This is a genomic window from Candidatus Ruminimicrobium bovinum (assembly GCF_902760015.1).
Lineage (GTDB): Bacteria > Elusimicrobiota > Endomicrobiia > Endomicrobiales > Endomicrobiaceae > Ruminimicrobium > Ruminimicrobium bovinum.
Genome location: NZ_CACWEU010000092.1, coordinates 17652 through 31186 on the forward strand (window position 1 = coordinate 17652; position 13535 = coordinate 31186).

Here is a 13535-nt window from a genome sequence, read left to right on the forward strand (position 1 = left end):
TTTTGGGGGTAAATTATGAAAATAAAAAAATTAATTAATAAACTTATTGCACTTTCGGTATCAGCTTGTTTAATTATAAGCATAACATCGGTAAATTCTTTTTCCGCTGTTAAAACCGAAAGTCTTTCGCAAGATGAAAATAACATACCTTTAATAAGTTTTGATAACGGTAAAATAACTTCAATAAATGATACCGGCAGCAACTTGACCGTAGTAAATATACAGGATTTGCATTGTCACAAAGATACACAAAAGAAAATAATCAATATAATAGAAGAGATAAATAAAGAAAATAAAATAAAACAGATATATGTTGAAGGCGGTTATGGTAATATAAATGTAAGTTGGTTAAATAAAATAAACGATAAAAAAATAAAAGAACAAATAATAGAACAACTTTTACAAGACGGTGAAATAACCGCCGGTGAATATTATGCTTCGCTTAAAAATAATACCGTTCAATTAAAAGGTCTTGACGAAAAGACACTTCATCTGCAAAACGTTGAAAGATTATCCGAAATAATGAATAACCAAGATAAATATGCATCCGTAATAAAAAAAGTAAAAGCAGAAATTGTCCGTTTAAATAACAAATACATAAATTCCGAGAACAGAAAATTTTCAAAGCAGATAAATAAATATAAAACCAAAGGTAATGATAGCGGTAAATTGTATGTTCTTTTATTCAAATATATAGATGAAATAAATTCTGATTTTGAAAAATATAATAACATAACAAAAATTGTAAAAGAAAATTATCCCAATATTGCAACATATATACTTCTTGATCAAGAAAGCAATAAAATAAAACCTGAAGAAATAAGCAGACAAATAAAAGCTGTTCTTGTCGATTTAAAATCCGTTTTATCGTATAACCAGTATTCCGACATAATAACAAAAACAAATAATTTAAAAGATATAAGTAAACTTACATGGTATATAAATAAATATGCTGCCGAAAAAAATATAAATTTAAACAAATATTCAGCACTAAATAAATTTATAGAAATAAGAAAAATAAACGAAAGTTTAAACCCGGTTCAACTTTTGGAAGAGGAAAGAACTCTTATAGAGCAGATAAGGTATGCAATATCTTATGATAAAACAGAATATGAAATAGCTTATATTTCCGATTTTGAAGAATATTTTGAAAAATACTTAAAATACGGACTTACATCAAAGGATTGGCATTGGACAAAAAAAGGTTTTAATAAATTTAGACAATTATATACAAAATATGCCGTTGTCGACAGAATAAAAGAAATAGAAAAAGATTTTTTTGAACTTGATAAATATTACAACATTAACGATGAAAGAAATTCCATATTTGTTAATAATATTTTAGATGAAAAAATTGCAGATAAAATAAAAAAACCCGGAACAAGAACCGTTAAAGAAATAATAAAGAATTCAAAAGAAGTAATAATAGTTGTAGCCGGCGGTTACCACAGCGATGAACTTTCAAAAATATTGTCTGAAAAATCCGTTAATGATATTGTCATTACCCCTAATATTACGGGTGATGTCGAAAAAGCGAATAATAAATATAAACAAACAATAAAAGAACAGTCTGTTTTGCAAGCACAAGCACTTGCTTTTAGAATTGCATCGTGTTCGGATGATGTAAATCAACAAAAATTAATTTTAAAAGCCGGTATAGAAGCACTAAAGAAAGGAAATATTAATGAAAAAGGAATCGAAAATATTATTAAAGTTATAAAAGCTAACGATAAGGACAATAATATAGATATACAATACGAGAACGGGGAATTCAAATTAAACGGTAATTTAATAACTCTTGATGATATTGAAAAAGTTTCTAATGAAGCTAATGATTTCTATAACGCTGTTAATGCGGTAGCAAATTTTTTTAGAGATGCAATAAATGTTTTTGACCCTAAAGAATTTAATACGGCTTATAATGCGACAATTAGCAGACTTCTTTTTTCTGTTGCTGCATTGTTATCTGATTCTAACGGTTTACCTTCGTTTGAAGCTGAACAAATATTAAAAGCGGAAGATATAAAAGAAATTATAATAGATGGTCAATCTTATTCTTTTGAAAAGTTTTTATTTTTGCCTTCCGATGTTCAAACAAAAATAATTCGTGAAATATTATCAAAAAAGGACGAAGAAATTTTTGTTAGAAATATTAAAGATACTGTTGAAAAAGAGGATAAAAAATTTGATGGAAAAGAAATTCTTGAAAGATATGAACAATATTGTGATACCAAACAAGAACCTTTAAACGAAAAAGAAAAAGATTTATTAGAGAGAGCTTTAAAAAAAGTTAAAAATCCTAATAATGGTATAGAAATGTATGGTGTAGATATAAAAGCTCTTATCTTGGCTGATGAAAAGAATTTTGATGAATTAATAAACAGAGATGTTTTACGCTTTTTTGCAAATAGTGAAAGCTATTCTGAATACGATAAAATTCCGGCTTATCAGTTGGTATTTGTAAAAGATTTAAAAATGGAAAATTATATAAATGATGGAAAATCCATAGAAGATATTGAAAAAAAATTACTTGAACTTATAGATGAAATAGAAAATATTTATGATACAGATAGAGAATATTTGGCTATAGAAAATAACGGTTTGGCAATAAAACTATTTTTAAATGGATACATAGGAAAAGAACTTAATAGTCCGGATATAATGAGTGAGTATGAAGCTTGCGTTAGAATAAGCAGGCATTTGGCATATTATACCGGTGAAAATTCTAAGAAAATTTTAGAAATATTAGAATCCGACAAATATGATGATAAAGAAATTGCAAATAAGATTATTAAATCCGGTATTTTGTGGTATAAGACACAAATCAAAGTTGCAAAAAATAGAGATATTTTGAATGAAGAAACAAAAACATTAGAAATGAATTCATATCAAAAAACGGGTTCAAATTCTGAAAATATGATGCAACCTTCTATATTTATAGCAATCAAACAACATTATGTAGATCAAATAAATGAATTAAAAGAAAAATTAAAAACCGATGAAAGAAACAAAAAATATGGATTTAAAGGATTAGATGATAAAGATATTAAAGAGCTCGAGGATAAAATATCCAAATACGAAGCTAAAAAAGAAAAATATGAAAATTATTTAGAAGAAAATTATCATGCTTTAAACATTGGGTTATATGATAATTCAGAATATAGCTCCGGGTACACTCCGGAACAGAATTTAGATGCTTTTTTCAATAGAGTAAAAACAACGGATGCCAATAAAAATATTTTGATTAGATTTAATACTCATGGACACCCCACAAAAATTTTGTATTATTATAATGACGGGAAAAAAGAAAATTTAATTGAATCTCCAATTACCGGTAATTACATAGTAAGTGAACTTATTAGTTATTTTGCAGAAAACGGTTATGATGAAGAAAATATAATTTTTGATTTTTCAACATGTCATTCTTATGAATATGTGTTAAATATTTATAAAATGCTTGAAGAAGAAAATATAAATTTCTTCCCTTCTTGTATTACTGCAACAGGTCTAGAATCTGTTTTTGGATATAATATATATATGGAAACATTGTCTGATGGTGGTTTGGGGCTAGGTGTCATAAAAGGCGAAGTTGTACCTAAGAGAAATCTCAATAGTAGAGGAGAAGTACATCCAAGTACACCGCTTGGGCAAATGTTAAGAAAAGAAAGAAAATTATCTGCTATTAATTCTTGGTATGAAATACAACAACAAATAAAAGATGTAAACAATCCAAATTTTAATTTAACTTTTTATGACTTTATAAAATATAACCCACGTTATTCTAATCATACTGTTTTTTTGTCCGGTTCTGCAACAAGAAACATAAATCAATTAACATATAAGCAAATTGATTATTTGTTAAATGGTAATGAAGATGAATATAATAAAATAACAGAAGAATTGAACAATATAGTAAAAGAAGACAGTTATGATGTATTTAAAGAAAAAATTAAAAATTTATCGGATAAGCATCCGCTAGAAAATGGAGAAAAAACCGTTCCTTATGCTGAACTTTCAATACGAGAAGATGATAAAACTGCTCCGGTTTGGGAAGAAATACTTTTTGGTGGTATTTTAACGGGCTTGATTGCGGTATTTGTGGCTTCAAATCCGCTTGGATGGGGCACAATAGGATTATTTGTAGTAGCAAGGTTAGGTTTTATAGCTATGCATAGTATTGCAGAGTATATAAGAGGAGAAAATAAAAATATTAAACAAAATTTTGTAGCTCGTTTATTACCTACCGGAATTTTATCGGTTCCTTATGCAATGGTTTTATTTGGTGGGCTTGGAACTTTTCTACCTGCATTGGCTGTAGCAACAGGTGTTGCAATGGGAATTCATTGGTATTGGAACAATAATCAAGAGAAAATAGAGAAGTTTTTAAATAAAATACCTTTTATAAATAAATTGCCATATGTAAAAATGTTAATAGGAGATGAAAGTAAATATAAAGCCGTAGAAACAGGAACTTTCCCTTTTAGCATTGTTGGTATAAAATCAAATAATAAAATGAATAATAATTATATTCTGTTTTTAATACTTACATATTTAAACGGACTAAGTAGGTATACGCGCATGGATATGGAAGATTATTTAAGCCATGCGGATATTGAAAATATATCTAATAATTTTATTGAAAATATTATTAAAAATAAAGATATAAAAGAACTAAATAATTATGATTTGAAGGCACTTATAACGGGAATTCTTTTAACATTGTATCCTAATGAGGTTGAAGATATTTTTAATGATAAATTTAATGATATTTTACAGTATAAATTGGCAAGGGTTAAAGATGCACAATTCAATGATTCCATAACTACGGATTTTCCTAAAGAGGCACTTGCAAATTCACAGCTCGAATTCAGAAGTTTTGAATATAAAGAAAAAAATACCGAACAGAATGAGTTGGCTTTGCCTTTTAGAAATACTCTTATAGGGTTAATAACGGATGCTCTCCATGAACTTAGGCATATTGAGCTTGAAAGACAAAGTAAAAATTATCCTGGTTTTTTACCTGAATTTTATTCTGAAACAGGTTCTATTTTGGATGTTTTAAAACTTGCACAAAAATGTAAAACCAGTGAAGAAAAAAAAGAGTTTTATAAGACTCTTCCAATACACTATAATTTTCAATTGTTGTCATCCGAACACAGAACGGCAAGGGCATTTAATCAAATATTTTTTGATGTTTTCGAAACGGATATTTCTAAATGGGAAGCTCTTGAAAATATAATATTTGATGTAAATAACGGTAAAGAAGATAAAACTCCTATAGAGTATATCGAAATAATAATAAATAAAATGAAAGATTATACCGATGAAAAAGGAAATAGTGTTTTTGATATTTCAGATATTGAACAAATAGAAAACAAAATGGAAGCAAACTTGCAATATCTTTTTTATAAAATAATTAAATCTGATTCTAAACTTAAAAAAGAAATTGATAAAAAAGTAAAATCCGGTGAAATTAAGATAGACATAGATGAAAAAAATAAATCTGCATATACGAATAAATGGTTGTATCCCGGATACGAATATTTAGCTTTTGATATGCCTTCTTCCGAATTAATTAAAACAATACTGGAATATTATGATAATAATAGTGATAAAAACCCAAAATATTATAATAAAATGAAAATTTTAAAAGTACATGAACTTTTCAAGGATGGTTTTGAGTTCTGTTTTAATACGGAAAATAAACCGTCAATAAATGAACAGGAAAAATTATATAGTTACAGGAGCAGAATGGAATATTATGAAAAACAATTATTATTAAACGATGTATATCCTGTATATAAAGATCTTAAGAAAGAATTAGGCCTTCCGGAAAAAAGTTTAAGGGAGATAAATTATGGAAGAGTTATGTATCGCAAACGTAAAATTGATGAATTAAAAGATATTATAAACGATACAAATATGGAACCTGAAGTAAGGTTATTGGCTTACGGATATCTTATGGCTAATTCCGGCAGTGAACAAGGATTATCGAAATTACAAGATTTAAAAGAGCAAACAAAAACATTGTTAAGTGAATATGTTGATGGAAAGAAAAAAATTAAAAATGATGTTGATTTAAGAGCAATAGGTATCGGTGTGGCATTAACTCTTTTGGATGAAACATATAAAGCAGAATATACGACAATGGGATATGAAATAAAATTGACCAATGATAAATTTATAGATTTAGAACCGCGAAACATAAGTGAACTATATAAAATAATATTGCAATCAAATATTGTAAAAGAAGCAAAAGGAAAAAATACGGCAGTAGCATATTCAAATATGTTCTTTGCAAGTTTGTCAATTGTTTCAATAGCTCATGAAATAGGACATAATATATTTAATTTTAAACAAGGTAATGATAAAAATTCAACATTAAGAGAATTAGCTGCAGATACTTGTGCAACTATGCTTATGCAAATATTAGGTAAAGATGTAACAAATGTAAGCGTCGGAGATTATTTGTATAAATTATTCTATGAAAATAATGTTGTTTGTGAATATTTGGCTTTAAACGAATATGCAGCTGAGAGAGGTTTAATTTATTTACTTTATATTGCATCAAAAGAAATAAACAAAGAAATATCTTTTAGCGAATTTTTTAAATTTTTATTGGATGATATAGGGGAAATAGGGAATATAAAAGAACATAAAAATCAGTCTTATTTGTTAAAGAAAATAATAACTAATTTTATGGATTGGCTTAAAATAAATAGCATTTCTTATAGCGGAGATGAAATAAAAGAGTTGGAAGATATAATAATGTTTACCGATTCTTGGAAAGTTTTTATTACGGAGTTAACAGATTATTTACGAATCAATAATAAGGATATGTATGCTTTTTTAATGGGGCCAAACGGAGAAGTGAAAAAAAGAATTAAATTGCCTGAATCAGTATATGATAAAACTTTTGTTGGATATATAGAAAATTTGTTAGATAAAAAACATAAAGAATATATGGCTATTCTCAAAAAAGAAACTTCAAATATTTATACATCGGAACAAAAAAGAAAAGATTTAGAAGAAAAATATGAAGAATATAATGATATTTTATTGAACAGTTACGTGTTATCTCAGCCTGACAGTTTTGGGACAATTTTAAATTTGGTTGAAATAAATTTAAATAATTTATCGGATACGGACACAGATATCGTAATATCAGAATTTTTAAAACAAAAAAATATTAGCCTTAATAATTTGGATAAATTATCCGAATTATTAATCGAAGATAAAAATATTTTAGTGAAACTTATCATTGTAAAAGATAAATTAACCGCTAAGGATAGAGATATTTTAAGAGTTTTGTTTAATGACAAAGGCATTGATGAATCAAGTATAAAAAGATGGTTAGATAATAATAATGTTAATATATCGGGTAAAGACCAATATGAGATATGTAGAATTTTTGAAACAAAAAGAGGTAATTTATCATGTGGAGAAAGAAACGGAATAATAAGCATTATTAACGGTTCATCCATGAAAGAAAAAGATAAAGAAAAAATTGTAAGCAAATTAGAAAAAGAACAAGAAATAATAATAAAGGTAAAAATTGTAAAACAAATTCTTAACGAATATGTTAATAAACGTAAAGAAAAATTTATTAAAATGGAAACCGTTAATACTATAGCAAAAAATATTTTATATGAAATATCAGAAAAAGAAGATATAGCGGAAGATTTTATTGATGAAAATATTAAAGAACAATTGTTAAGTAACACCGAAAATGAAAGCAATGCAGAGGAAACAAAAATAGATTCTGTTATAGAGGAAACCGAAATAGAAAATATTCAATTAACCGAATCTTACAATTTGATAGGAGATAGAATTTCAACAATGATGAATGGTTTGTTCGGTAATAAAGTAATAAATTTCCAACCGACTATCGGGCAAAAAGCAAGACCATATTATTATTTGCATTTAGGAAATAGTATGGCTGAATTTTTTATGAGTAATAGAAATCAATTTGAAAATATCATAAGAGAAAACGGAATAAATCAAGAAATTGATACCACAATTGGCGGATTGAATGTGTTATGGTATTTTATATTTGAAGCTATGAAAAATGCTTTTTATCATGGTAATAAGTTAGATGTCGATAAATCTCCGATATATATTTATATGGATATAAATGAAAAAGATAAAGAAGTGTATTTTAATGTAGTTAATGAAAATTTTGAAAACAGGAAATTTGATAATGAATTTGATAAAAGAGAAATAGAAGAACATTATGAAAGATTTAAGAAAGATGTTGAAGAAGCAGGTTTTTCAAATGGAAGATTTGCAGGTAAAATGGAAGAGTTTAATAAAAAATATGATGATGTTGAATTTGTAATGGGAAAAGATGATACCGGAAAAGATATTCCCTATAGAAATATAGGCAAATATTCTGTAGCCACTTTAAAATTTACCGGAAAAGCTGCTGAAGAAATAATTAATAAAAACAAAAATAATAGTGATAGTAATATTCCATCTGCTGCACTATTGCCTGAAAATCAGAGAGAAATTTTTGAATTAATTGAAGAAAATAATTTTAAATTAAGTTTTACGGAAAAATTAAAAAAATCTGTTGAAATGGCATGGAAAGAATTTTCACCGTCATTATATGCGAATTTTGCTGATATACATTTTTCAAAAGATGAAAACACAGCCAAAAAATTACAAAATGTAACAAAAATTGGTGCAGCTATAAGTGCAATAGCTGCAGGAGCTTTAATGTTTTGGTTAAATCCAATAGATTCTTCGGTTATACTTGTTCGTATTGCAATGTGGGCTTTTCCTGTTGCTATTATAACCGCATTTACAACATTTTTGGTTAATATGATATGTCATACTTGCATAATTTATGAATTTATGAAAAAAATTGAAGAAAATAAAATTGATCCGAGAACAGGGGAAAAAGAAAGAGATAAACTTGAAAAAATAATTTATAGAAAAGAAGGTGTAAATAGAATAGATTTAAGTAAGATGAGCTTTAATGAACAGCAATATGTTGCTTATGGAAAAAATGTAGGTTTATTTAATCAGGAATTTATAGATGACTTTAAAACAGCATTTGAAGAATTTGAAAAGAAATGTGAACAAGAGGGGAAAATCGGCGAAATTTTTGTAAGTGTAGCACAACATAAGGAAATTAGTGATTCTCGAGTAGGATATAAAGATGATTATATAGTGGGTTTGGCTAACAAAGGTATATATGTATATGTTGATTTTGAAAATAATGAACCTACCACGAAAGAGATAGATAGTCTACAAAAACGGGGAAGAGCAGGATATATGTATAGGAAAGATGGGAAAAAAATAATGATCAATTTTAAGAATGACAAAATAGAAGAAATTAATGAGAAAGATGTAATAGATGGAGATGAATTTATATCTTCTTCTTTTAATAAACAGGAAGACAACAAAGCAGCAATACTTTCTGAAACGGAAGGATATGTTAACAAAGCGATAGCAGACGGTAAAAATCCGATAATAATATCGTTAGGAGTAGCAGTAAGGGAATTTTTAGAAGTATATAGGGTAAGGAGTTTTTATAAAGGGCATAAAGGAATAGAATCAAGGTTAAGAGCATTAATTTTGAGTTCGGCATCGTATTTCGTACCTATGGTAATAGGGACGATGGGATTGTTAATGCCGGCAATACCGATAACGATGGTTTTAGTAGGGTTTGTAGCATCGATATTTGCCACAAATATAGGATTACATACAATAATAGATTTTAAAGCGATAAAGACAAGGGAAGAAATGTTTAGTAAGATGTCAAGTGATATAGAGATAGAGAAAGAAATAAGAGAGATTGTAAAGCAGAAAGGAAGTAACAAAGAAGTAGTAATGCCGGTGTATGTGATATCTGAAGCATTAGAGAAAATAGGATATGATAGTAAAGAGTTAAAGAATACAGGATTAAAGACGGCAAAAGGAGAAAGTGTATACGTTGCCGAAGATGAAGGAAGAATAATATTAGGAACAATAAGCGGAGCCGGAGCTAAAGAGATAGCCCAAGTGTTAAACGAGAGTAAAGTGTTGAAAGAATTAATAAAAGACAAAATTAGCGGTAAAATCCAAGTATCGGATATGGATATAATAGTGGAAGATGAGAAGTATATAGAACAGAAGCAGAAAGAAAAAAATTTCAAAGGCAGTGATATAATATTTGAAGAAGGGATAATGATAGTAAAAGAGCTGAAAGGGCAAAGCAGGCAGGAAATAATGGAAGAATTTAAGAAGTTATCCGAAGTAAAGCAAGCAATAGGAATCACATTGGCTGATAAGATGATAATATCATTAGAGGATATAAAAGATATTGAAAAATTAAATACGGCAATAAAAAACGGGAAGGCAAGGAAAGTAATAACAAGGCAGCAATGTGAACAATTAGAGATAGGAGAGAAGGAATTATTTGAGATAAGGAAGAAAGGGATAGAAGTATACATAAAAGAAGGGGAAAAGGTAATAGAATTTGACACAAGAAAAGAAATAGAAATAGAACCTATATCGGAAAACATAACAATGCAGCAATTGCAGCAGATGATAATAAACAGTGAAAAGCCGTTGTTGATAGGGATAGAGAAATTGGCAGGAATGTTTAAGAATAATCAGGCAGATATAATAGAGACATACAGTATGTTTGAGACATTAATAGGGAATTTCAAATTGAATTTTGGGATAGGACAGTTAAAAGAGAAAGATGTGGAAGCAATGGCATACAATGTAAGGTATGAAGAAATACCGGAAAGATGGGAAGATTTAAAAGATAGCAGTGAAATAAAGATAATGTATAACAACATAGCGGAAGAATTAAGAGAAGTATTTAAGGGAGCAATAGAAGAAAGGATATTGGCGAAACAAGAGATAGGGGAAAACAGGTTAAGTGATAAGAAGATGGAGAGATTATTAGGGAAGATGTTAAAGAAGCAGAAAGAGAAGAAGATAGGGAAGAAGAAATTCAATTATGAAGATGATGAGAAATTTACAATAGAAGACGGTAAGAGAGAAATATATGAAATAATGGCAGAAAGAAATATAAATGATATAGAAGATGAAGAAAGTATACTGAAAATAATAGAGTTAATACCTGTAGTAGCAGACAGACAGATGAGTATAAGTGAAGAGATAAGTCGGGAAGATATTGCAAAAGATTACAGGGCAATGCTTTCCGCCGCATAAAAATTTGCTGAGTAAATTAGGTTATAAGGTTATTGGTTATGGTGTTATAGGTTGTTTGGTGTTAAACTCCTCAGCTGTCTTTATAATTTTTCAGCTTATCAGCTGAAAAATCACTATGTGATTTTTTACGCTTACTTTGCAATTTAAACTCTCTTTTTTGTAAAATAAGTGCTGTTGTTTGGCTTGTCATTACGGACTTGATTCTGAATCCGGATTATTGTTGTTTGTTGTTCAAACTCTAAGCTTTCAATACTAAGCTCTAAACTGAAATTTGTAAAACAAATTTTTAAGAGGTAAAAATATGTGTGGTATAGTAGGTTATATAGGAAATAAAAATGCAACTGATATTATATATGACGGTTTAAAAAAACTTGAATACAGAGGTTATGATTCGGCAGGTATTGCCGTTATCGACCATAATATAGTTAAGACAAACAGAAGTACGGGAAAGTTGGTTAACCTTAAAGCAAATCTCGAAAAAAATCCGATAGCAGGCAATATAGGTATAGGCCATACAAGATGGGCAACACACGGTAAACCTTCCGAAGAAAATGCACATCCTCATACCGACTGTTCCGGTAAAATAGTTGTTGTTCATAACGGAATAATTGAAAATTATATAAGTTTGAAAAAACAGCTTGTTGAAGAAGGGCATAAGTTTGATTCCGAAACCGATACCGAAGTAGTTGCTCATTTAATAGAAAAAAATTATCACGGCAATATATTGGAAGCAACAAAAAAAGCTTTAAAACAGGTAAGAGGAACTTATGCTTTAGCCGTTATATGCGGTGAAGAACCGGATAAAATAATTGTATCAAGAAATGATGCCCCGCTTGTTATCGGTGTAGGTGAGAATGAAAATTTTATAGCTTCCGATGTTCCGGCATTGCTTGCTTATGTTCGTGATGTGATTTTTCTTGAAAACGGTGATATTTGTGAAATAACAAAAAACGGTGTAAAAATAACAAATCAGGATAAACTTATTGAAAGAAAAACTCAAAAAATTCTTTGGAATGCAATACAGGCGGAAAAAGGCGGCTATAAACATTTTATGCTTAAAGAAATTTACGAGCAACCTCAATCGATACAGGATACTTTCAGAGGAAGAGTTTTTTCCGACCAAAAACAAATTTTACTTGAAATAAAAAATATAACAAAAGAAGTATTAAATAAAATTTCAAGAATTTATATTATAGCTTGCGGAACGTCTTACCATGCCGGGCTGACTGCAAAATTTTTATTGGAAGAATTTGTTCAAATACCTACGGAGGTTGATATAGCATCGGAGTTCAGGTACAGGAATCAGGTTCTTGATAAAAACTCGTTGGCAATTTTCATTTCTCAGTCTGGTGAAACGGCAGATACGCTTGTAGCACTAAGACTTGCAAAACAAAAAGGTGCCAAAACACTTGCAATATGTAATGTTATAGGTTCAAGCATCAGTAGGGATGCCGATGATGTTGTTTACACACATTGCGGTCCGGAAATCGGTGTTGCTTCAACAAAAGCATTTACCGGACAAGTTATGGCTTTACTTCTTTTGGTTTTCGATTTTGCCGTTAAAAAAGGAACCATAACAGAAGAACAATTGGATAATTATATAAAACAAATATGGAATTTACCGTCTAAAGTAAGTGAATGTTTAAAACAGGCGGATAAAATAGAAAAAATAGCAAAAATATTCAGCCAAACAAAACAATTTATTTATTTGGCAAGAAATATAAATTATCCGATAGCACTTGAGGGTGCATTGAAATTAAAAGAAATTTCTTATATTTATGCCGAAGGTTATGCCGCGGGCGAAATGAAACACGGTCCGATTGCATTAATAGACGAAAATATGCCTGTTATGGTGATAGCAACAAAAAGCAGAATATATGAAAAAATTATAAGTAATATTCAAGAAGCAAAAGCAAGAGGTGCAAACATAATAGCAATAGTTAATGAAAATGATACTGCGGTTACAAAATTATCGGATTATCAAATAGTTGTTCCTGAAGTTGATGAAATTTTTTCACCGATAATAAATGTTATTCCGTTACAACTTTTTGCTTATTATGTATCGACAATGAGAGGTTGTGATGTCGATCAACCGAGAAATTTGGCAAAATCTGTCACAGTGGAATAGATATGTCTTGAATTAATTCTTTAAAAATATTTTCTCTTTTTTCTGTGCTGGAACCATTCACTCATATTTTTTAGGCACGGGCTCCAACTGTGTTTTCCTAACGACCTAATGTAACGGAAAACACCACGAACATGGTCACCCTAAGAATTAAAGTAAAAAATTCTTACCTAAAAAATATTTCGTTCATAGACGGTTCCTGAAGCACTGTCAAAAAGAAAAATATTTTTAAAATACT

The 13535-nt window shown here is 28.8% G+C and carries 2 protein-coding genes; both read left to right on the forward strand.

Annotation, left to right across the window (positions count from 1 at the left end):
- Positions 1 to 15 precede the first annotated feature (15 nt).
- Positions 16 to 11172 carry a hypothetical protein gene (locus ACMUOV_RS03490; protein ID WP_413853717.1) on the forward strand — a complete coding sequence of 3719 codons (11157 nt, stop codon included), beginning with the start codon at positions 16 to 18 and terminating at the stop codon, positions 11170 to 11172.
- Positions 11173 to 11473: 301 nt separating this feature from the next.
- Positions 11474 to 13300: a glutamine--fructose-6-phosphate transaminase (isomerizing) gene (gene glmS / locus ACMUOV_RS03495; RefSeq protein ID WP_413853719.1), complete on the forward strand. Its 1827-nt coding sequence runs from the start codon at positions 11474 to 11476 to the stop codon at positions 13298 to 13300.
- The last annotated feature ends 235 nt before the right edge of the window (positions 13301 to 13535 follow it).